Annotated in this window: 20 protein-coding genes; 5 read left to right on the forward strand and 15 right to left on the reverse strand. The window is 58.8% G+C overall.

Annotated features, from left to right (window positions below):
- Nucleotides 1-7: 7 nt before the first annotated feature.
- From ruvA to LUN51_RS07475, 5 genes are all read right to left on the reverse strand, one after another.
- Complete coding sequence (gene ruvA, locus LUN51_RS07455) at nt 8-622, reverse strand: Holliday junction branch migration protein RuvA (RefSeq protein ID WP_277810758.1); 615 nt, start codon at nt 620-622, stop codon at nt 8-10.
- An 80-nt stretch (nt 623-702) separates the two neighbouring features.
- Nucleotides 703-1,242 (reverse strand): crossover junction endodeoxyribonuclease RuvC, encoded by a 540-nt coding sequence (gene ruvC, locus LUN51_RS07460; protein ID WP_277810759.1) that lies wholly within the window; start codon nt 1,240-1,242, stop codon nt 703-705.
- Between the two features lie 25 nt (nt 1,243-1,267).
- Nucleotides 1,268-2,017 (reverse strand): YebC/PmpR family DNA-binding transcriptional regulator, encoded by a 750-nt coding sequence (locus LUN51_RS07465; RefSeq protein WP_277810760.1) that lies wholly within the window; start codon nt 2,015-2,017, stop codon nt 1,268-1,270.
- Nucleotides 2,018-2,119: 102 nt separating this feature from the next.
- Nucleotides 2,120-3,904 carry an aspartate--tRNA ligase gene (gene aspS, locus LUN51_RS07470; protein WP_040241084.1) on the reverse strand — a complete coding sequence of 595 codons (1,785 nt, stop codon included), beginning with the start codon at nt 3,902-3,904 and terminating at the stop codon, nt 2,120-2,122.
- 66 nt (nt 3,905-3,970) lie between these two features.
- A complete protein-coding gene (locus tag LUN51_RS07475) occupies nt 3,971-4,228 on the reverse strand; it encodes an FmdB family zinc ribbon protein (RefSeq protein WP_040241082.1) in 258 nt (85 codons plus the stop codon).
- Between the two features lie 220 nt (nt 4,229-4,448).
- Here LUN51_RS07475 and LUN51_RS07480 point away from each other — a divergent pair, with 220 nt between their 5' ends.
- The 3 genes from LUN51_RS07480 to LUN51_RS07490 are packed head-to-tail and all read left to right on the forward strand — an operon-like array spanning nt 4,449 to nt 7,338.
- The gene (locus tag LUN51_RS07480; RefSeq protein ID WP_277810761.1) at nt 4,449-5,390 is read left to right on the forward strand and encodes a D-2-hydroxyacid dehydrogenase; all 942 of its coding nucleotides are present in this window, start codon (nt 4,449-4,451) and stop codon (nt 5,388-5,390) included.
- A gap of 28 nt (nt 5,391-5,418) precedes the next feature.
- Nucleotides 5,419-6,339: a ribokinase gene (locus LUN51_RS07485; protein WP_277810762.1), complete on the forward strand. Its 921-nt coding sequence runs from the start codon at nt 5,419-5,421 to the stop codon at nt 6,337-6,339.
- A gap of 54 nt (nt 6,340-6,393) precedes the next feature.
- Nucleotides 6,394-7,338 carry a nucleoside hydrolase gene (locus LUN51_RS07490; protein WP_277810763.1) on the forward strand — a complete coding sequence of 315 codons (945 nt, stop codon included), beginning with the start codon at nt 6,394-6,396 and terminating at the stop codon, nt 7,336-7,338.
- Between the two features lie 52 nt (nt 7,339-7,390).
- Here the strand turns inward: LUN51_RS07490 and yccX are convergent, their stop codons facing one another.
- Nucleotides 7,391-7,663 (reverse strand): acylphosphatase, encoded by a 273-nt coding sequence (gene yccX, locus LUN51_RS07495; protein ID WP_277810764.1) that lies wholly within the window; start codon nt 7,661-7,663, stop codon nt 7,391-7,393.
- On the reverse strand, nt 7,656-8,615 hold the full coding sequence (locus tag LUN51_RS07500) for a YihY/virulence factor BrkB family protein (RefSeq protein WP_277810765.1): 960 nt from the start codon (nt 8,613-8,615) through the stop codon (nt 7,656-7,658). The genes yccX and LUN51_RS07500 overlap by 8 nt, the downstream gene beginning before the upstream one ends.
- Nucleotides 8,616-8,755: 140 nt before the next feature.
- Here LUN51_RS07500 and LUN51_RS07505 point away from each other — a divergent pair, with 140 nt between their 5' ends.
- Entirely contained in the window at nt 8,756-9,859 is a 1,104-nt protein-coding gene (locus LUN51_RS07505) for a bifunctional nicotinamide-nucleotide adenylyltransferase/Nudix hydroxylase (protein ID WP_277810766.1), read from the forward strand.
- A 20-nt stretch (nt 9,860-9,879) separates the two neighbouring features.
- Here LUN51_RS07505 and LUN51_RS07510 read toward each other — a convergent pair whose 3' ends face one another.
- The 6 genes from LUN51_RS07510 to LUN51_RS07535 all read right to left on the reverse strand — a co-directional run bounded on the left by LUN51_RS07510 (nt 9,880) and on the right by LUN51_RS07535 (nt 16,785).
- Entirely contained in the window at nt 9,880-10,797 is a 918-nt protein-coding gene (locus LUN51_RS07510) for a LysR substrate-binding domain-containing protein (RefSeq protein WP_277810767.1), read from the reverse strand.
- Nucleotides 10,798-10,874: 77 nt separating this feature from the next.
- Complete coding sequence (gene cls, locus LUN51_RS07515) at nt 10,875-12,299, reverse strand: cardiolipin synthase (RefSeq protein WP_277810768.1); 1,425 nt, start codon at nt 12,297-12,299, stop codon at nt 10,875-10,877.
- A gap of 89 nt (nt 12,300-12,388) precedes the next feature.
- Nucleotides 12,389-13,894: a fumarate hydratase gene (locus LUN51_RS07520; RefSeq protein ID WP_277810769.1), complete on the reverse strand. Its 1,506-nt coding sequence runs from the start codon at nt 13,892-13,894 to the stop codon at nt 12,389-12,391.
- 192 nt (nt 13,895-14,086) lie between these two features.
- Nucleotides 14,087-16,117: an excinuclease ABC subunit UvrB gene (gene uvrB / locus LUN51_RS07525; protein WP_097023728.1), complete on the reverse strand. Its 2,031-nt coding sequence runs from the start codon at nt 16,115-16,117 to the stop codon at nt 14,087-14,089.
- Nucleotides 16,118-16,171: 54 nt separating this feature from the next.
- Nucleotides 16,172-16,573 (reverse strand): OsmC family protein, encoded by a 402-nt coding sequence (locus LUN51_RS07530; RefSeq protein WP_040241064.1) that lies wholly within the window; start codon nt 16,571-16,573, stop codon nt 16,172-16,174.
- A gap of 20 nt (nt 16,574-16,593) precedes the next feature.
- Nucleotides 16,594-16,785 carry a hypothetical protein gene (locus tag LUN51_RS07535; RefSeq protein ID WP_040241062.1) on the reverse strand — a complete coding sequence of 64 codons (192 nt, stop codon included), beginning with the start codon at nt 16,783-16,785 and terminating at the stop codon, nt 16,594-16,596.
- A 157-nt stretch (nt 16,786-16,942) separates the two neighbouring features.
- Between LUN51_RS07535 and LUN51_RS07540 the strand changes: the two genes are divergently transcribed.
- The gene (locus LUN51_RS07540; RefSeq protein WP_246895277.1) at nt 16,943-17,989 is read left to right on the forward strand and encodes a YgfZ/GcvT domain-containing protein; all 1,047 of its coding nucleotides are present in this window, start codon (nt 16,943-16,945) and stop codon (nt 17,987-17,989) included.
- Here the strand turns inward: LUN51_RS07540 and LUN51_RS07545 are convergent.
- A complete protein-coding gene (locus LUN51_RS07545) occupies nt 17,980-18,759 on the reverse strand; it encodes a TatD family hydrolase (protein ID WP_097023731.1) in 780 nt (259 codons plus the stop codon). The genes LUN51_RS07540 and LUN51_RS07545 overlap by 10 nt on opposite strands.
- A gap of 65 nt (nt 18,760-18,824) precedes the next feature.
- Nucleotides 18,825-20,414 carry a peptide chain release factor 3 gene (locus tag LUN51_RS07550; RefSeq protein WP_246895279.1) on the reverse strand — a complete coding sequence of 530 codons (1,590 nt, stop codon included), beginning with the start codon at nt 20,412-20,414 and terminating at the stop codon, nt 18,825-18,827.
- Between the last annotated feature and the right edge of the window lie 323 nt (nt 20,415-20,737).

The following is a 20,737-nucleotide window of genomic DNA, read 5'->3' on the forward strand; positions in this document are numbered from 1 at the left end:
GCGGTCCTTAACCTGCCATCTTGCGTGTCAGGGCGGCTTTGATCAGGCCTTCCGTGGAGAGGCTATCGTCCAGCCCGGACAGCATGCGCGAGGCTTCGGTAGGTTTGTAGCCCAAGGCGACGAGGGCCGATTCCGCATCGGCGAAAGGATCGGCCGCAGGTGCTGCGGGTGAGGCACCCAACTCAAGAGCATGCAGTCCGTTTTTCTGCTCGAGCTGCCAATGGGGGAAGCGGTCACGCATTTCCACGACCAATCGATCGGCGGTTTTCTTGCCGACGCCGGGGAGACGTGTCAGAGCCTTGCTGTCGTCTTCCATGACGCAGCGGATGAAGGCTTCCTGATCCATGCCGGAGAGAATCGCCAAGGCTAGCTTGGGCCCTACCCCGTTGACCTTGATCAGCGCGCGAAAAAGTTGACGTTCTTCGCCGCGGGCGAAGCCATACAGTAAATGCGCGTCCTCGCGAACCGCCATATGCGTGTGGAGTTGAACCTCTTCGCCCACCGCCGGCAATGCCAGCAAGGTGGTCATAGAGGTCTCCAGCTCATAGCCGACGCCGCCGACATCGACGACGATCCACGGCGGTTGCTTTTCCAACAGGATGCCACGCAAGCGTCCAATCATGCAGATCGAGTCCTTCGATTGACTGGGTTGACACTATACTGATCCGCCTCGCAACTGACCAGCACCCGACATGCGGCGTCTCAGTCGGGGCGGAAGTCGCGCCAACGCTGACGGGAACCGCTCCGCCGCCGTCCTCTCGCTGCTGACAACGAGCGGCCCTGGCGAGCATAGGCATGGGTCAAGGCGATGGCTAGTGCGTCGGCGGCATCGGCCTGTGGCGTGCCGTCGAGCCCTAGAATTGCCGTCACCATATGCTGTACTTGATCTTTGGTCCCTGCGCCAGTACCGGTGACCGCCTGCTTGATCTGGGTGGGAGCGTACTCAAAGACCTCGAGACCATGATTGGCGGCGCAGACGATGGCCGTGCCGCGTGCCTGACCCAGCTTGAGTGCGGAGTCAGCATTCTTGGACATGAAGACCTGCTCGATGGCGATTTCGTGCGGCCGATGCACGCCGATCAACTCGCCGATGCCGGCATATACCTGGGCAAGTTTCTGGGCTAGTTGGTCGCTCTTGATGCGGATGCAGCCGCTGGCGACGTAACGCGGCTTCGCCGAGGAGACATCGACGACACCGTAGCCGGTAATGCGCGACCCTGGATCGATCCCCAGCAGGATCATCGACTCATCATCTCCGTGGCGCCACTCACTCGAGTTCCGCCATGACGGCATCGGAGAAATCGGCGTTGGAATAGACGTTCTGCACGTCGTCGAGGTCTTCGAGCATGTCGAATAACTTGAGGACCTTGCGCGCCGTATCCACATCGTCGATGGGGGAGTAATTATCGGGATAGGACCCGACATCGCTCGCAGAGGGCTCGATGCCCGCCTCGACTAGCGCGTCCTTGACTGCACCGAAGCCTTCCACGGAAGTCACGATCTCGAGCGTGCCGTCGTCCTGAGTGACGATGTCCTCGGGTTCGGCGGCCAGCGTGGCTTCCATGGCGGCCTCTTCGGAAGTGCCCTCCGGCAGCGTCAAACGCCCCTGCTTATGGAACATGAAGGCGACGGACCCGGACGTGCCCAAATTACCGCCGTTCTTATTGAAAGCGTGACGCACCTCGGAGACCGTGCGATTGCGGTTGTCGGTCATGCATTCGACCATCACCGCGACGCCTTCGGGACCGTAGCCCTCATAGACGGTTTCCTCCATCTCGTCGCCGTCGTTATTGCCGGCGCCGCGCTCGATGGCGCGCTGGATGGTGTCCTTGGTCATGTTGTTGGACAGCGCCTTGTCGATGGCGGCGCGCAGGCGGGGGTTGTCCGCTACCTCACCGCCGCCCTGCCGGGAGGCAACCGTCAGTTCACGGATCAGCTTGCTGAAAATCTTACCGCGTTTGGCATCCTGGGCGGCTTTGCGGTGCTTGATGTTCGCCCATTTACTATGGCCTGCCATGTCGACGTCACTCCTTGAAAAAACAGGCGTTCGCGTTTGCAGGACACCCGGCGCCGAGGTGACGCCGGGAAAACGAGAAGAACGTGGGGCAAGCGGCGCGCGTCAGGCCTCGCCGTTGCCACCTTGCTGCGCCTTCTGACGCAAGCGAATGTTGAGCTCCTTGAGCTGATCGGCGCTGACCTCGCCCGGAGCGTCGGTCATCAGGCAGGCGGCACTCTGCGTCTTGGGGAAGGCGATCACTTCGCGGATCGTCTTGGCGCCGCTCATCAGCATGACCAGACGGTCGAGGCCGAAGGCCAGGCCACCATGAGGCGGCGCGCCAAACCGGAGGGCATCGAGCAGGAAGCCGAACTTCTCCTCGGCTTCTTCCTCGCCGATACCCAACACTTCGAAGACCGCCCGCTGCATCGCCTGATCGTGAATACGGATGGAACCACCGCCCAGCTCGGTGCCGTTCAGAACCATGTCGTAGGCACGCGATAGCGCATTGGCGGGATCTGCCTTGAACGCCTCCGGTGAGCTCGACGGCGCGGTGAACGGATGGTGCAAGGCGGCCAAGCGGCCGGCGTCGTCAGCTTCGAACATGGGGAAGTCGACGACCCACAGCGGCGCCCACTCCTGCGTATACAGATCGAGGTCTTCGCCCAACTTGACGCGCAGAGCGCCCAGCGCCTCATTGACGATACGTGCCTTGTCGGCACCGAAGAAGATGATGTCGCCATCCTCGGCGCCTACCCGATCGAGCAATGACTCGATGATACCTTCCATGAACTTGACGATCGGCGACTGCAGCCCTTCGATACCTTTGGCGCGTTCGTTGACCTTGATCCAGGCCAGTCCCTTGGCACCGTAGATGTTGACGAAATCGGTGTAGGCATCGATTTCCTTGCGCGACAGCTTGGCGCCACCGGTGACCTTGAGCGCTGCAACACGCCCGTCATCGGCTTTGGCCGGACCGGAGAACACCTTGAAGTCGACATCGCGCATCAGGTCGTTGACATCGATCAGCTCGAGCGGGATACGCAGGTCGGGTTTGTCCGAACCGTAACGGTTCATCGCCTCACTGTACGGCATCTTGGGGAACGCCGGCAGGCTGACATCGAGCACGTCCTGGAACAGCTGACGAATCATGTCCTCGGTCAAGGACATGATGTCGCTTTCCTCGACGAACGAGGCTTCCAGGTCGATCTGGGTGAACTCGGGTTGGCGATCGGCACGCAGATCTTCGTCGCGGAAGCACTTGGCGATCTGGTAATAGCGGTCGAAGCCCGACACCATCAATAGCTGCTTGAACAGCTGCGGTGACTGCGGCAAGGCGAAGAACTCACCCGGATGCGTGCGGCTCGGCACCAGGTAATCACGAGCCCCTTCCGGCGTGGCACGTGTCAAAATCGGCGTCTCGATATCCAGAAAACCTTGGGATTCGAGATACGCGCGCACGCTATGTGTGATCCGCGAACGCAGCCGCAGTTTGTCGATCATCTCCGGGCGACGCAGATCGATGTAACGATGCTTGAGACGAGTCTCTTCGCCGACCTTGCCATGCTCGTCGAGCTGGAACGGGGGCGTGGCCGCCGTGTTGAGCACTTCGACGTTTGATGCCAGCACCTCGATCATGCCGGTGGGCATGTTGGGGTTCTGGGTACCTTCGGGGCGCAGGCGAATGCGTCCGCGAATGCGCAGTACAAACTCGTTGCGGGCACGATCGGCATTGGCGAATGCCTCGGGAGTATCGGGATCGACCACGACCTGGGCGATACCATCGCGGTCGCGCAAATCGAGGAAAATCACTCCCCCATGGTCGCGACGGCGATGTACCCAGCCACAGAGTGCGACTTCCTGATCCACCTGGGTTTCGTTCAATTGACCGCAATAGTGACTGCGCATGTCTTATCCTGTTTCGTTGCGTATTTCATGGGGCGATTCGGCGCCGCCCGAACGGCGCCGAACACGTCAGGCGGGCGTCTTGTTGCCGGTCTCGGTAGACGTGGAGGGCGCGGAAGCCTCTCCCGCGAGATTGCGTTTTTGCCCCGATTTGAAGTCGGTTTCATACCATCCGCCGCCGGCTAGGCGAAACCCCGCCGCGGAGATCAAGCGTGATAATTCTGCGCGCTCGCAGCGCGGACAATCGGTCAGCGCTGCCGCGCTGACTTTCTGCAGCTTTTCCAGGCGATGGCCGCAGGCCTTGCACTCATACTCGTAGATGGGCATGGTTCTCACCATTCATGTCATCAAGAAGCGCCCGCGCGAGACGCTCGCGCGGCGGCAGGGATATAGGGCCGGAGATCGCACTTTCCAAGCCTTTTCCGAAAGCCGCTCATTATAGCGCGTTGCGCCACCCAGCGGGCAAGCGTATCGGGGCTCGATCTCATGCAGCTTGCCGCCACGATGCCAGACTCACTTCACTTCGTTAAAAGAAAAAGGATGTCGCATGAAAGCCGTGATTCTCGATGCCGCCAGCCTTGGCGATGATATTGATCTCTCACCGTTGCACGCGGCGGTCGATAACCTCGAGGTCCATGCGCATACCGCTGTCGATAAACGGCAGGAGCGTCTCGACAATGCGGATATCGCCATCACCAACAAGGTGATACTGGACGGCGACCTGCTCGCGTCCCTGCCCGACCTTAAATTGATCTGCGTATTGGCGACGGGTACCAACAATATCGACATGGAAGCTGCTCGAGATCACGGCATTGAGGTGCGTAACGTCTCCGCCTACGGCACGGCGAGCGTGGCTCAACATACCCTGATGTTGATGCTTGCCCTCGCCAATCGCCTTCCGCTTTACATGCGCGATGTCGCCGCTGGTCGTTGGAATGAAAGCGCATTGTTCTGCTTGCTCGACCACCGCACCCTGCAACTGGCCGACAAGCATCTCGTCATCGTCGGTCATGGCGAACTCGGTCGCGCCGTGTCGCGCTTGGCCGAGGCCTTTGGCATGCGCGTCACCTTTGCCGCGCGCCCTGGCAACGAAGCGCAGGATTCGCGCCCTTCCCTCGCGTCACTGGCGGGTGAGCTCGATGTCTTGAGCCTACATTGCCCGCTGACCGATCAGACACGGCATCTCGTCGACGCCGAGATGCTGGCCCGTTTCAAACCCGGTGCCTTGCTGATCAATTGCGCACGGGGCGGTATCATAGATGAAAAGGCGGCGTTGGATGCGCTTCGGGGAGGGGCGATTGGCGGGCTCGGCGTCGACAGTCTGCCTGAAGAGCCGCCGCGTCAAGGTCATGCGCTCATCGAAGCCCTGGATGAGACGCTCAACCTCATCGTCACTCCGCACAGTGCTTGGATCTCGCCGGAAGCTCGAGCCAATGTCGTCAGCCTGACGTGTGACAACCTGCATCAATGGCTCGCTTCGCGCGCTTAATACATGAGCCTTAAAGCCGGGAGCTTGCATGCTTTATAATTACGGTTCCATCAATATCGATTACGTTTACCGTGTCAGTCACTTGGTGCGCCCTGGCGAGACATTGTCCAGCCAGAGCTTTACCCAAGTACTAGGCGGCAAAGGCGCCAACCAGTCATTGGCCATGGCCCGTGCCGGCGGTGACGTGACGCATTGGGGGCGTGTATCACAGAACGATCGCTGGGTGCTGGAAATCCTGGCCCAGGCAGGCGTCAATACATCCCTGATCGAACTCACCGCCGATGCCAGCGGGCATGCCATCATTCAGGTTGACGATCACGCTGAGAACGCCATCATCCTCAGTCCCGGGGCTAATCACGGTTTCAGCGAGCGACACCTCGAGGCCCTGATGACCTCGGTGAGTACTGATGATTGGCTTTTATTGCAAAACGAATGCAATGCGCTCGAAAGCGTCATGATGCTTGCCGCGCGCCATGGCATGCGGATCGCTTTCAACCCTGCTCCCCTAGGCGACAATGTGCATGCGTTGCCGCTCGAATTGTGCCAGATCCTGTTCCTCAATCGTGGCGAAGCTGCCGCCCTGGCGGGGCTTGACGAGCATGCCGGGGTCGCCGAACTCATGGATGTCCTCTATCAACGGCTGCCCAAGGTCGAGCTGGTATTGACGCTGGGGCGTGATGGCGTGCGTTATCAATATGGTGCCCAGCGTCTCGAACTTCCGGCGTTCCCAGTTGACGCCGTGGATACGACCGCGGCCGGCGATACCTTCATCGGTTACTTCATGGCTGCGCGGCAACGGAATGCCCCCATCGAAACCTGCCTGCATGAAGCAAGCGCCGCCGCGGCCTTGTGCGTGCAAAAAAGCGGTGCGGCGCCAAGCATCCCGCTTGCCAGCGAAGTTGCGGCGACCTCCCGTGACTGGCCAGCGCGCGATATCTTGCGCCACTGATTCCTTATGGCACCGTTTGCTGGTTACTTGACCGTTATTTGACACAGGATTTTCATGGCCACCCCTTTGATTTTCGATACCGACCCTGGCGTAGACGACGCCCAAGCCATCGCTATTGCTCTAGCACATCCCGAGATCGAGCTTCTCGGCATGACCACGACCTACGGCAATGTCGATATCGATACCGCCACCACCAATGCGCTGCTGCTCGCCGAGCTCGCCAACCAGCGCATCCCCGTTGCACAAGGCGCGGCGGCGCCCCTGATCAAGCTCAAGCACCCGGCGCCGGCGCATATTCATGGCGACAACGGGCTGGGCAATCATCCTTTGCCTGTTCCGAGCCATCGCGCCGAGACAATCAGTGCGCCACAGTTCATCGTCGAACAGGTCAATGCCCGCCCCGGCGAGGTCACGCTGGTCGCCGTGGGCCCGCTGGGCAATCTAGCCACCGCGCTGCAGCTCGACCCGGGCATCGTCGATCGCGTCAAACAGGTCGTCGTCATGGGGGGATCGATTCGTGAGGGTGGTAACGTCACGCCCGTCGCCGAGGCCAATATCTTCAATGACCCGCATGCCGCCGCACGTGTATTGACGGCGGGCTGGCCATTGACCTTGGTGGGGCTCGATGCCACGCATCGCTGTGTGCTTGGCCCCGCGCAGATGGACAAGATCGCCGCGGCTCAAGGCAAACTGGGCGACGTATTGGCGGGTAGCTATGCGTTTTATCGCGCATTCTACCGTACCGCGCTGGATATCGATGGCTGTTGTCCGCACGACAGCTGTGCCTTGGCGTGGTTGATGCGTCCGGAACTCTTCACGACCGCACGCGGGCACTTAAATGTCGTCACCGACGGCGACGCCGAAGGCCAGACGCTGTTTGCGCCACAAGAGCGCACCTTCATCGATCCGCGCTGGGCACGCACGCCGCTCGTCGATGTGTGCATGAACGCCGACGGTGAGGCCATCGTGGACTGGATCGTCGAGACACTGACCCGCTGAGGTCAGTAGCCCTCACCTTGCCGGCCCACTTCGGAACGGTTCATAAACAGTTTTAACCGAGTTCGAAGGCTTGTGGGGGCGTGACGTCGACCTTTTCGCACTCGATATGAGTCACGCGCGACGCCGGAGGGCCTTGCCACAACCAGCGCACGACTCGGTCGACGGCCGCCTGCTCGCCGCATAGCAGTACTTCGACGCGGCCGTCGCCGAGGTTCCTGGCATGCCCCGTGAGTCCTTCCCTTAACGCTTGATCGCGTGACGCGGCGCGAAATCCGACGCCTTGCACGCGGCCGGTAACCCAGGCCTTGAGACAATATTCATTCATGGCCCTCTCCTTTGCTTGCGGGCGTCGCTTGGGTGGCGGAATATTCAGGCGAATCCACGAGTTCGCGCTTGACCAAGACCGCGGAGTTGCGAGGTACGACACGTTTGCCACGCGCTTCGAGATGGGTGCGGGTAAAAGCGGCGCCATACAGTAAAATCAACGAACTGTAGTAAACCCACAGCAATACCAGCACGACCGACCCTGCCGCGCCGTATGTCGATGCCGTGGCGGTATAGGCTAGATACGCAGCGATGGCGTAGCGCCCGATCGCAAACAGTACCGCCGTCACGATCGCGCCGACGATAACATCTCGCCAGCTCACCACGACATCCGGCAACACCTTGAAGATAGCGGCGAAAAATAGTGCAATCACCACCAGCGAGACGAGGAATTCGGCGCTTCCCAAGAGCGCGTTAACACCCGGCAGCCAGTCGCTTGCATATCGGAAGAAGGCGCGCAGCATCACGCTCATCACCAACGACACCATGAGGATGAAGCCCACCGCCAGCACTACGGTCAGCGACAGCAGACGTTTCTTGATGAACAACCAAAGCCCGTTGCGATCGGGACGCGCCGTCACGCCCCAGAGCGTATTGAGGGAGAATTGCATCTGCGCGAAGACAGTCGTGGCCCCAACTACCAGCGCACCAATGCCGAGCAATGTCGGCAAGATGCCGGAGCTTTCGAGGCGCGACTGCACCACCGCTTGCTGAATCGCGGTGGCGGCATCTTGACCCATGGTGTCCTGCAACTGCGCTACGATTTGGCCTTGCGCGGCGTCCTCTCCCAATACCAGTCCAATCACGGTGACGGCGATGATAATCGTCGGTGCCAGTGAAAATAGGGTGTAAAACGCCAGAGAGCCCGCGAAGCTGAAGGCATTGTGTTCAAGCCATAAGGTCGCGGCGTTGACGACGATTCGGTACCAATAGCGCGGTGAAAGATTGATCACGGACGCTCCTTGTCGGAAATGATAAGTAACGGACATAACGTAGTTTGGTCTCAGGATAGCGCAGATGCCTTGGCTACTGCTTATATTGCAGAGGCCCGAGTCGCTGCTCATAATGGCTCGGCCCTGCTGATGGAGCTTTCATGTCCAACGCCACCACGTCCTTACTCTTCTCCGATATACCCTATGCCTTCGATTGTCTGGTCTTTATCGGGCGTTTTCAGCCGCCGCATCGGGGGCATATCACTGTCATTCGCGAAGCGTTGCAACAAGCGCGGCAGGTGATCGTCATGGTGGGGTCCGCTTGGCAGGCCCGTTCGCTGCGCAATCCCTGGCGCTTCGAGGAGCGTCGAAACATGCTGCGCGAATGTTTCGACACCGATGACAACGCGCGACTCGAAATCACGCCGTTACTGGATGCTCTCTACAACAACGATGTCTGGGTACGCGATGTACAGCGCCGGGTACGCGATGTGGTCGTCCCTCAACAGGGCCGGTTACCCCGAATCGGGTTGATCGGTGCAAGTCGCGGTCAGTCGAGCTACTACCTGACGCTGTTTCCGCAGTGGGAGTCGGTCAGCGTACCACTGGTCAGCGATGTCTCGGCCAGTCGCATTCGCGAGGCGTTGTTCGGTCAGCCGGCATTGGCAGACGATTACTTGGCGCGAGAGGAAGACAGTGGTCTGTCGGCGCCGGTCCGCGACGTGTTGCGACGCTTTCTCGAAACACCCGAAGCCGCGCAATTGTGGGAAGAACAGCATCTTCTCGAGCAGTATCGTGAGGCCTGGGCGCAAGCGCCCTACCCGCCGGTTTTCGTGACCGTCGATGCTGTCGTGGTGCAGTCCGGGCATGTGCTGCTGGTCGAGCGTCGAGCGGCACCCGGTAAGGGGTTACTTGCCTTGCCGGGAGGTTTCATTCAGCCTCAGGAACGCTTGCTGGATGCCTGCTTACGCGAGCTGCGTGAGCGGGTGCGCCTCAAGATTCCCGAAGCCGTGCTCAAAGGTTCGCTACGTGGCCAGCGCTTGTTCGATGACCCCCACCGCAGTTGGCGCGGGCGTACCTTGGCGCAGGCTTTCTATTTTGCCCTGCGGCCCGAACAGCAACTCCCCCGGCTCAAGCCTTCGCGCAGTGGCGAGCAAGCCCACTGGGTGGCGCTGGCCGACCTCGACCCCGAGGCGTTGTTCGAGGACCATTTCTTCATCATTCAGAACTTCCTCGGCTTGCCAGCAGGCATGGCCACGCCATGACGCGACGCGTTGTTAGATCTTCACGCCTGCAGGAAGTCGCGCGGCAATTTCATCATCTGTCGCCAGAGCTTTTCGACGCCAGGCTTGTGCACCAAGGAGCATCGGTACAGACGGATTTCCAGGGGAATATCCCATTGTGGGTCTCCCGCGCGGACCAAGCGCCCCGTGGTGAGTTCTTCGCGTATGCAGAAATCGGGAATCCACGCCATGCCGACCCCTTGTAGGGCCATGCCCTTGAGACCTTCCGCCATGGCAGTTTCGTAGACGGTCTTGAGGCGCATGCGCAGTGGGTCGTTCTTGAGCAGCATGCGTACGCTACGCCCCAGAAAGGCGCCTTGGGTATAGGCGAGAAATGGGATGCCTGCCTCGTCGTCCAGCGCAAAGCGTGGGGTGCCGTCGGCGTTGGGCACACACACTGGCAGCATTTTTACCTGACCGATGGAAAATGAAGGAAAGGCTTCGCCGTCGAGTTGCATGCTGGCGTAGGGATCATAATACGCCAGCATCAGGTCGCAGTTACCTTCGCGCAACACATGAATGGCGTCTCCGACGTTCATGGCCACCAGCCGCGTCGGAAGTTCACCCACGCCCTTTTGCAAGCGTGAAATCCAATGTGGGAAAAACGTCAACGCCAGTGAGTGCGCGGCGACGATATCGAGCGCTTCATTGGCCATCGACAGGCCGCGCAAATGGGCGAGGCATTCGCTCAACTGCTCGACCATGCTGCGTGCGGTGACCAGGAACAACTGTCCTTCTGGCGTCAGCCCGATAGGGGTCGTGGAACGGTCGACCAAGGTGGCGCCCACGGCTTGCTCCAAGGAGCGGATGCGTCGGCTAAAAGCAGGTTGGGTGACGTGTCGTTGCCTCGCTGAAGCGGAAAAACTGCGTGTATTGGCGAGGGCAACGAAATCTTCGAGCCACTTGGTTTCAAGATTCACCGGCACTCCTGATGGTCACGCATAAATGTACGACAGCCGTAAGCATGTGGACGCTGTGTTTTGACACGCCACGATGATCATTGTATGGGCGCTAGCAGATATGCCGCGCGGGAGATGAGTTTACGCCAGATGGGGCGATTGTTGAGTTCGTCCAGCGTCACCTCGCGGCATGCTGCAAAATCCCGACGTAGCATGTCTTCGACCTGACCGGCAAAGGCCGCATCGGGGATATACGCGGTGATCTCGAAATTGAGTCGAAACGAACGGTTATCGAGATTGACCGAACCGACCAGTGCCGTCTCGTCGTCGACCAGGACGACTTTCTGGTGCAGGAACCCCGGCTGATAGCGAAAAATACGCACACCGTGACGAATCATCTCAGGCAAGAAGGAAAAAGCTGAGAGGAAGACCAGCAAGTGATCGGGACGCTCGGGGATCATCACGCGTACATCGACACCACGCAATGCGGCAAGCTTCAAGGCATCTTGCACTCCCTGATCCGGGACGAAGTACGGGCTGGTCACCCACAGTCGTTCATGGGCCCCGTGAATGACATGCTGAATCAGCAAACTTGCTGTCTCGCAGCGATCGGCCGGCCCCGAGGGTACGATTACCACGTGCTGGCACTCCTCGCAGGTGATCGATGGCTCCCAGTTCAGTGACAGAATCTCTTCGGTGGCCCAGTACCAGTCCTCCCAGAATGCCTCCTGCAATCCCATGACGCTTGGGCCGGTGAGCTTGAGATGGGTGTCGCGCCAGGAGCCATATTGCGCTACGCGCCCCAAGTATTCATCGGCCACATTGAAGCCGCCAGTCCACCCTTCGCGACCGTCGACGACCAAAACCTTGCGGTGGTTGCGGAAGTTGATCTGGAAACGATGCCGCCAGCCGCGCGACGAGTTGAAGGCCGTGACCTCGATGCCTGCGCTCGATAACTCGTGCAAGTAATCATTCGGTAAACTACGGCTCCCGATTTCGTCGTAGAGAAGGCAAACCCTCACTCCCTGCTCTGCCCTACGCATCAAGTGCTGCTTGAATAAGGTACCGATTTCATCGGCGCGGAAAATGAAGAACTGTACGAGGATATATTCGCGGGCGGCATCGATGCCCTCCAGTAAGCTCTGGAAGGTCTCTTCCCCATCAATAAGCAGTTCGGCTCGATTGCCCGTGCTCATGGGCATCATGGCCAGGCGCTCGACGGCCTGAATGCGCGTGGTGTCAAACGAGGGACGGGAAAAAAAAGGCTCGAGCCGAGGTCTGAAACGCAATAGCTCCTGGCGTAGTACAGTGTCGCGTTCGCCGCGCGCGGAGGTATACCCATAGAAGCGCGGGCGTCCGAAGATCCAGTAGATGGGAACGGCCAGATAGGGAAAGGTCAAAAGCGTTACGATCCAGGCGACCGCCCCTTGCGAAGTACGACTCGACATCAATGCCATGATGGCGGACAACGCACCCAGCACATGGATCATCACGATCAGGATACCGATCAGTTCGGATGTCATGTCGGTCCCTCCCTGAAACCTTCGCAACACTCGCCGATTAAAAATCAGGCCCCGCGTGGGCGGGGCCTGAGGCAACGATCATCGCATGTTCAAGCACTCGCGGCGATGATCTCTTTCCATTTTGCCGGACCAATCTGGTGGACCGATTCGCCTCGACTGTCGACGGCGACGGTCACTGGCATGTCTTCGACGTCGAACTCATAAATCGCCTCCATCCCAAGATCCTCGAAGGCGACCACACGGGATTTCTTGATCGCTTGCGCCACCAAGTATGCAGCCCCTCCTACTGCCATCAGGTAAACGGCTCCGTTGTCGCGGATCGCCTCGATTGCCATCGGTCCTCGTTCGGCCTTGCCGACCATCCCCTGGAGGCCAGTCTGCTCGAGCATGGTCCGTGTGAACTTATCCATGCGCGTAGCAGTCGTGGGGCCAGCAGGACCGACGACTTCGTCGCCAACCGGATCGACAGGCCCTACGTAATAGATGAAGCGTCCACGCAAATCGACGGGTAGTGACTCGCCTTTGGACAGCATATCGACCATGCGCTTGTGCGCGGCATCACGGCCAGTGAGCAGTTTCCCATTGAGCAGTAGCGTATCACCCGGCTCCCAGGAGGCCGCTTCTTCCGCTGTGACTGTGTCCAGGTTCACTCGCTTGACGTTGTCACCCGTTTTACGCGTGATTTGCGGCCAGTCTTCCAACGTCGGAGCGGGCAGTGACGCTGTACCGCTGCCATCCAGCGTAAAATGAACATGGCGTGTAGCCGCGCAGTTAGGAATGATAGCGACCGGTTTATTGGCAGCGTGGGTGGGATAATCCTTGACCTTGATATCGAGCACGGTGGTCAGTCCACCCAGCCCCTGTGCGCCAATGCCGGTGCGATTGACTTGCTCGAAGAGCTCGAGACGCAGCTCCTCGGCACGATTCACAGCACCACGTGCCTTGAGATCCTGAATGTCGATGGGATCGAGCAAGGCTTCCTTGGCGAGTTCCATGGCCTTTTCAGCGGTGCCGCCGATGCCAATGCCGAGCATGCCCGGCGGGCACCACCCTGCTCCCATCTTGGGTAACTGCTCCAGAACCCACTCGGCGACATTGTCAGAGGGATTGAGCATCGCAAACTTGGACTTGGCTTCACTTCCGCCCCCTTTTGCCGCGACGTGGATCTCAACCTTATCGCCGGGGACCAGCTTGTGATGGATGACTGCTGGCGTATTGTCGCCGGTATTCTGACGCTTGCCATCAGGATCGGCCAATACCGAGGCACGCAGGATATTATCGGGGAGCTTATACGCTTGGCGGACACCCTCGTTGATCATATCGTCGAGGCTCATATCGGCTTCCCAGCGCACGTTCATACCGATTTCGACGAAGACCGTCACGATGCCTGTATCCTGACAGATCGGTCGATGACCCTCGGCACACATTCGAGAGTTGATCAGAATCTGAGCGATAGCATCGCGAGCGGCGGGATTCTCTTCACGTTGATACGCCTCATGCATGGCGTCGATGAAGTCTTTGGGATGGTAATAAGAAATAAACTGCAAGGCATCAGCCACACTCTGGATTACATCATCCTGGCGTATCACGGTCATGAAAGAGACTCCTTATTGTAGGTAACATTGAGCGAGGGTTTCGTCAGGAAACGTCGCGAGAAACAAACACAGGATTATACCGAAAATGAGCGATTACGCTTGAGGTAATCGCCCAAAGTCTACATGGATGATGGAGGCTTTATTTTTGACTATTTCAGATAGAAGATAACGGTATAAATCTATACATTGCCATTACCCCAATTCAAGCAACCGTGCCTTCAGGGATTGCAGTTGATCGCGCAGCCGCGTGGCTTCTTCGAACTCCAGATTTTGCGCCGCTTCATGCATGGCGTCCTCGAGCTTGCCAATTTCCCGCGTCAGGCCTGCGGCATCCATCTGATTGAGCTGCTCGGCACTGTAGTCGCCCGGGGCTTCGGCGACACGCTTGTCGGGGCGCTTATGTCCCGTTTTCTTACCAGGTGTCTGAGCCCCTTCCATGATATCGGCAACCGACTTCGTCACCGTCTTGGGCGTGATGTCATTCTCTTCGTTGAACGCGATCTGCTTTTCACGACGGCGTTCGGTTTCATCCATCGCCCGACGCATCGAATCCGTGATCCGGTCACCGTAAAGAATCGCCTTGCCGTGCGCGTTACGCGCCGCACGCCCGATGGTCTGAATCAGTGAACGTTCAGCACGTAGGAAGCCCTCCTTATCGGCATCGAGTATCGCCACCAACGAGACTTCCGGGATATCTAGCCCCTCTCGCAGCAGGTTGATGCCTACGAGCACATCAAATTTCCCCAGCCGCAAGTCGCGAATGATTTCGATGCGCTCAACGGTATCGATATCGGAGTGCAGGTAGCGAACACGGACATCGTGCTCGTCGAAATACTCGGTGAGATCTTCGGCCATGCGTTTGGTCAACGTTGTCACCAGAACGCGCTCCCCTACATCGGCACGCAGCCGAATCTCGGAGAGCAAATCATCTACCTGCGTACCTGCCGGCCGCACTTCGATTTCGGGATCGACCAAGCCAGTGGGACGCACGACCTGCTCGACGACCTGGCCTGCATGTTCTGCTTCATACTTGCCCGGCGTCGCAGAAACAAAGGTAGCCTGCGGGCAGATACGCTCCCATTCCTCGAACTTCATTGGACGATTGTCCAATGCCGAGGGTAGCCGGAAGCCGTATTCGACCAGCGTTTCCTTGCGTGAACGGTCCCCCTTGTACATACCGCCCACTTGGGGAACGCTGACGTGAGATTCATCGATGAACAACAGCGCATCATCTGGGAGATAATCGAAGAACGTCGGGGGTGGCTCGCCCGGCGCGCGGCCCGAGAGATAGCGCGAGTAGTTCTCGATGCCGTTGCAATATCCCAGTTCGAGCATCATTTCGATATCATAAAGCGTACGCTGCTCAAGACGCTGGGCTTCGACGAGCTTGTCGTTCTTGCGCAACCAGTCCAACCGCTCGGCCAGCTCGGCCTTGATGTCATCCACGGCGCCGAGAATCGTCTCACGCGGTGTCACGTAGTGGCTCTTGGGATAAATCGTCATACGCGGCACCTTGCCACGCACTTCGCCGGTCAGAGGGTCGAACAGGCTGATGGTCTCGATCTCGTCATCGAAAAGCTCCACCCTCACTGCTTCGTCTTCCGCATCTGCCGGGAAGACGTCGATGACATCTCCTCTAACGCGATAGGTCCCGCGACGAAAATCCATGTCGTTGCGGGTATATTGCAGTTCGGCGAGGCGCCGCAGGAAGGTACGCTGATCGATCAGTTCGCCACGGTTGAAGTGCAAGCGCATCTTCAAGTACTGATCGGGATCCCCCAAGCCGTAAATGGCCGAGACGGACACCACGATCAGCGAATCACGACGCTCCAGAAGCGCTTTGGTCGCCGAGAGACGCATCTGCTCGATATGGTCGTTGATCGAGGCATCCTTCTCGATGAAGGTGTCCGACGACGGCACATAGGCTTCCGGCTGATAGTAGTCGTAATACGAAACGAAATACTCGACCGCGTTATCGGGGAAAAAGCTCTTGAACTCGCCGTAAAGCTGGGCGGCTAGCGTCTTGTTCGGGGCCATGACAATGGTCGGACGCTGTAGGCGCTCCACCACGTTGGCCATGGTGAACGTTTTCCCGGACCCGGTGACACCGAGCAGTGTTTGATGCGCAAGTCCAGCATTGTAGCCATGTATCAGGCCTTCAATAGCCGCCGGCTGATCGCCTGCAGGCTGGAATTGCGACTGAATGCGAAAGGGTTTGCTCATGAGTCTCACATAAGGGCGAGGTAAGGGCCGTTCAAGCCTTGACCGCGGTTGCGGTCAGGCCGGGCGCGTAGTGATGTCCACCTCGCTGGCGGTCATCAGGCGTTGTATCGGGCAGCGATCGGCAATCTCGAGCAGACGGTTCAGCGTCTCGGGATCATCGATCCCCTCAAACGCCAGGGTAACGGTAAGCCGGTAATGACCTCGGGCCTCATCACTGGCGTCACGCTCGACGGTCGCGGTGATCGTTTCCACGGGCAATTGCTTACGCCGCGCGTACATCAGGGCCGTCATGGCCTTGCACGCACCGAGCGACAGATCGAAATAGTCGTGCGGATCAGGCGCACTTTCATCCCCACCCACCTCTCGCGGAGCATCCACCGCCAACGCCGAAAATTCCTTTACCGTCGCCTGCTGGCGAAGCGAGCCGTCGCGCTGCGTGATGACCGTGATCGTCATGGCTACCTCTCGTGTGACAGTCAGTGTGCCTTGTACCCCAGCGCCTGGATGGTTTGCAGCAACGCCTCGCGCCGCACGCGCCCTTCCACGTCGGCGCCATGACGGCCGACCTCGGCCTCCTCGACGCCGTCCATCTCCATCAGGGCCGTGGTGATGCGATTGACATCCTCGGCACTGTCGACCTGCTCGAAGGTCAGTGCTATACGCGCCATGGGGTCTTCTCCATTCGTTCATTCGTTTGCCGGGGAGTTTATCATGGCACAACGACGGTGCCGCGGTGGTTGGAAAATCCCTTGCCCGCCCTGATATTCGAGGGTGACATTTGAATACAGTCGAGCGACCGCCGCGTTCGCGATACGGAGTTATTCCATGAACGATTGGATTAGTCATCTTGAAACGCAAGGGCTAGTGCGCGCAGCAGAGAATGAGTGGCACTTCGGCGAGGCCGTGTCCCAGGCTCGCGTGCCTTTGTCGTCCACGGCAATTGCCCCGTTGCCACAGTACTCGATCATGGAAATTGCCGGTCCCGATGCCGAACGTTTTCTCCAGGGGCAGACCAGCGCCCAGGTTGAACTTGTCAATGGCGAGTTCGCGCCTTTAACGGCATTTTGCTCGCCCAAGGGGCGCATGCTGGCCAACGGCCAATTGATGCGTGTGGACGAGACACGCTATTGGCTCCTGCTGGATATCGGCGTAGTAGACCCGTTGCACGCGCACCTCGCGAAATACGCGCCCTTTTACAAGGTCGAGATCACGCGGCCGGCAACGCGGGTATTCGGTGTACTGGGCGAAGACGCAGCTGCTCAGGTCGAGACTCAGCTCGATGTAGCTGCCCCCGCCACATGGGCTATGGCTCAAAGCCATGCAGCGGTCATACTACACCACCCAGGCCCGATGCCTCGCTTCATGATCGTCGCTCCCGAGGCCACGGCCTTGTCCCTATGGAAGGCTTTCGAGAACATCGCAACGCCCGTCGGCAACGCCGTATGGCGTCTGCAGGATATCCAAGCCGGCCTCGCCTGGTTGGGCGATGCGCAACGTGATAGTTATCTCCCGCAGATGATCAACTGGGAAGCCTTGGGTGGTATCAGCTTTCGCAAAGGGTGTTACACCGGACAAGAAGTGGTCGCGCGGGCGCATTTCCGTGGCCAGGTCAAGAAACGTCTGCTGCGTGCTCAACTGGAAAGCGACACGCTACCGACGCTCGGAACGCCCGTACACGACACTAACGGCAAATCTCAAGGCGACGTCGTGTGCGCTGCCCTAAACGCTGACGGAAAAGCCGAAGTACTCGCTATCATTACGCAGCGCGATGAACCTCGCGAGCTCAACATCGATGGCGTTCCGCTCAAGCGTCTAGCGTTACCCTATGCGATCGAACGCGTCGATCCAGAAAGTATGTCTCTTCAGGCTTGATGTGGCACCAATCCGAATAGGCGGCGCGCGGTGGCGGTGCTCTGCATTGCCACCGCGGCATAGGACTGTTCTCGGAGCTCAGACACCGTTTCACACACAGCATGAACTCGGGCTGGCTCATTGCGTCGCCCTTGCTCGCCGTACAGCGGCATATCCGGGCTATCGGTCTCGAGGACATAACCATCGTCGGGCAGCGAACGTATAGCGCGCCGTAGGCGCTTAGCGCGTGCATAGGTCGCGCCCCCGCCGATCCCCAGAACGAAGCCCGCCTCCAGGAAGCCTTGAGCCTGTTCGGGGCTCCCCGAGAACGCGTGTATCAGGCCACCGGCAGGCAATGCGAGCTGGCGCAAGCGCTTTACCACTTGATCGTTGGCCTGGACACAGTGAATCACAACCGGCAGGTGGCGCCGCTTAGCGATGCGTAATTGCGCATCGAAGAGTTGCCATTGGCGATCGAGATCATCAAGACGCGCGTCGATGCCACATTCGCCGAGGGCGACGGTATCCGGGTAGGCGTCGAGCTGGGCTTCAAGAGCGTTAGTATCTTCGGGCGTATGGGCCTGAAGAAAGTAAGGGTGCAGCCCATAGCAGACACTGATCTCTGAACGTCGCCCAAGAGCGGCTACCTGTGGCCAACGCTCACGCGTCGTCCCCGGAACAATGTAATGTCCCACTCCAGCCTTGGCCGCACGCGCCAGTACAGCATCGCGGTCTTCATCGAAGACATCGAAATCGAGATGACAATGGGCATCGATCAGAGTCGCAGACATGGTGTGCCTCTCTCGCCGACGCATACGATGGGGATGAGTCGGCGAAGACGAAATGCTAGCGGGACTTAGTGTTCGCGCGTGGCCCGGAATTCAACGTCCGGCCAACGCTCCTGTGTCATCTGCAGGTTGACGCGCGTCGGCGCCAGATAAGTGAGATAGTCTCCACCGTCCCAGGCAAGGTTGGTGCTGGCCTTGCGCTTCAGCTCATCAAGCATCTTGGCGTCGTTGCAATATACCCAACGCGCGGTTTGTACGTTGACCGGCTCATAAAGGCAATCGACCTTATACTCCTGCTTCAGGCGATGCGCGACGACATCGAACTGCAGTGACCCGACGGCACCGACAATCAAGTCGTTGTTGTCCATCGGCATGAACACCTGCGTCGCGCCCTCCTCCGAGAGCTGCTTCAACCCTTTTTGCAGGGCCTTCATCTTGAGCGGATCACGCAATCGCACACGTTTGAAAAGCTCGGGCGCAAAGTGCGGAATACCCGTGAAGCGCATATCCTCGTTCAGAGTGAAGGTATCGCCGATCTGAATCGTGCCATGGTTGTGCAATCCGATGATGTCGCCGGGCCACGCTTCTTCGACATGAGAACGGTCAGATGCCATGAACGTCAGTGCATCGGCAATCTTAACGTCTTTACCAATGCGCACGTGGCGCATCTTCATGTTCTTGTCGTACTTCCCTGAACACACCCGTAAGAAGGCAACCCGGTCACGGTGCTTGGGATCCATATTAGCCTGGATCTTGAACACGAAACCGGTGAAACGTTCGTCACTTGCTTCTACGGTGCGCTTATTGGTATCGCGGGCTAACGGTGAGGGCGCATATTCGACGAAACCATCGAGCATTTCACGCACCCCGAAATTACCCATGGCCGTTCCAAAGTACACTGGGGTGAGGTCGCCGCGGCGGTATGCATCAAGATCGAAAGTATGAGACGCGCCGCGAACCAACTCGACTTCCGCCCGTAATTCCTCCGCAGCATCCTGGCCTAATGTTTCCTCGACCTCGGGGCTATCGAGCCCTTCGATGCGCAGATCTTCCGGGATCCGGTTGCCTTGGCCCTGCTTGTAAAGGTGAATGACATCATTGTAGAGGTGATAGACGCCACGAAAATGGCGCCCCATCCCCACCGGCCAAGTCATCGGGGCACACTGAATGTTCAGTACCGTCTCGACTTCATCCATCACCTCGACCGGGTCACGGATATCACGGTCCATCTTATTGATGAATGTCAGAATTGGCGTCGTCCGCAAACGACAGACATCCATCAGCTTGATAGTACGGTCCTCGACCCCTTTGGCACCATCGATCACCATTAGTGCCGAATCCACGGCCGTCAGCGTTCGGTAAGTATCCTCGGAAAAGTCTTCGTGGCCAGGCGTATCGAGCAGATTGACGATCCGACCGTTGTACGGGAACTGCATCACGGAAGTCGTTACCGAGATGCCACGCTCCTGCTCCATCTTCATCCAGTCGGAGGTCGCATGACGTTCATCGCGCTTGCTCTTGACCGAACCAGCGAGCTGAATCGCGTTGCCAAACAGGAGCATTTTTTCGGTAATGGTGGTCTTGCCGGCGTCGGGGTGCGAGATAATGGCGAAGGTCCGGCGTAATTCTGCTTCTTTAGCCACTTGAGTGTCTGACATCGATATACTTCGCTGATTTGCGGCAGTCGATGCTGATAAAGCATCTGACTGAAAAGAGTGGATTCTTGCCGCGAATTGTACTGCTTAGACGTGCATGTGGGTAGAGGCCCATAAACGACAAAACCCCCGCCTCTTTCGAAGCTGGGGTTTTAGAAGAAATGCCTGACGCATGACCCGGCCGGCGCGCCGGGACTCGCCGTGGGGAAGCCCCTCAACGAATGAACCCCGACCAAGGGCCGGGGTTCGGAAGAAATGCCTGACGATGACCTACTCTCGCATGGGGAAGCCCCACACTACCATCGGCGCTAAGCGGTTTCACTGCT

This window comes from Chromohalobacter canadensis (assembly GCF_029544075.1).
Taxonomy (GTDB): Bacteria; Pseudomonadota; Gammaproteobacteria; order Pseudomonadales; family Halomonadaceae; genus Chromohalobacter; species Chromohalobacter canadensis_A.

Bases quoted from the DNA above. Each gene is read 5' to 3' on its own strand.
- LUN51_RS07545 (WP_097023731.1), bottom strand. From the start codon at position 18,759: ATGTCTGCGACTCTGATCGATGCCCATTGTCATCTCGATTTCGATGTC.
- LUN51_RS07550 (WP_246895279.1), bottom strand. From the start codon at position 20,414: ATGTCAGACACTCAAGTGGCTAAAGAAGCAGAATTACGCCGGACCTTC.
- cls (WP_277810768.1), bottom strand. From the start codon at position 12,299: ATGACATCCGAACTGATCGGTATCCTGATCGTGATGATCCATGTGCTG.
- LUN51_RS07540 (WP_246895277.1), top strand. From the start codon at position 16,943: ATGAACGATTGGATTAGTCATCTTGAAACGCAAGGGCTAGTGCGCGCA.
- uvrB (WP_097023728.1), bottom strand. From the start codon at position 16,117: ATGAGCAAACCCTTTCGCATTCAGTCGCAATTCCAGCCTGCAGGCGAT.
- ruvC (WP_277810759.1), bottom strand. From the start codon at position 1,242: ATGATCCTGCTGGGGATCGATCCAGGGTCGCGCATTACCGGCTACGGT.
- LUN51_RS07505 (WP_277810766.1), top strand. From the start codon at position 8,756: ATGTCCAACGCCACCACGTCCTTACTCTTCTCCGATATACCCTATGCC.
- LUN51_RS07465 (WP_277810760.1), bottom strand. From the start codon at position 2,017: ATGGCAGGCCATAGTAAATGGGCGAACATCAAGCACCGCAAAGCCGCC.
- yccX (WP_277810764.1), bottom strand. From the start codon at position 7,663: ATGAATGAATATTGTCTCAAGGCCTGGGTTACCGGCCGCGTGCAAGGC.
- LUN51_RS07520 (WP_277810769.1), bottom strand. From the start codon at position 13,894: ATGACCGTGATACGCCAGGATGATGTAATCCAGAGTGTGGCTGATGCC.
- LUN51_RS07475 (WP_040241082.1), bottom strand. From the start codon at position 4,228: ATGCCCATCTACGAGTATGAGTGCAAGGCCTGCGGCCATCGCCTGGAA.
- ruvA (WP_277810758.1), bottom strand. From the start codon at position 622: ATGATTGGACGCTTGCGTGGCATCCTGTTGGAAAAGCAACCGCCGTGG.
- LUN51_RS07490 (WP_277810763.1), top strand. From the start codon at position 6,394: ATGGCCACCCCTTTGATTTTCGATACCGACCCTGGCGTAGACGACGCC.
- LUN51_RS07530 (WP_040241064.1), bottom strand. From the start codon at position 16,573: ATGACGATCACGGTCATCACGCAGCGCGACGGCTCGCTTCGCCAGCAG.
- LUN51_RS07485 (WP_277810762.1), top strand. From the start codon at position 5,419: ATGCTTTATAATTACGGTTCCATCAATATCGATTACGTTTACCGTGTC.
- aspS (WP_040241084.1), bottom strand. From the start codon at position 3,904: ATGCGCAGTCACTATTGCGGTCAATTGAACGAAACCCAGGTGGATCAG.
- LUN51_RS07480 (WP_277810761.1), top strand. From the start codon at position 4,449: ATGAAAGCCGTGATTCTCGATGCCGCCAGCCTTGGCGATGATATTGAT.
- LUN51_RS07535 (WP_040241062.1), bottom strand. From the start codon at position 16,785: ATGGCGCGTATAGCACTGACCTTCGAGCAGGTCGACAGTGCCGAGGAT.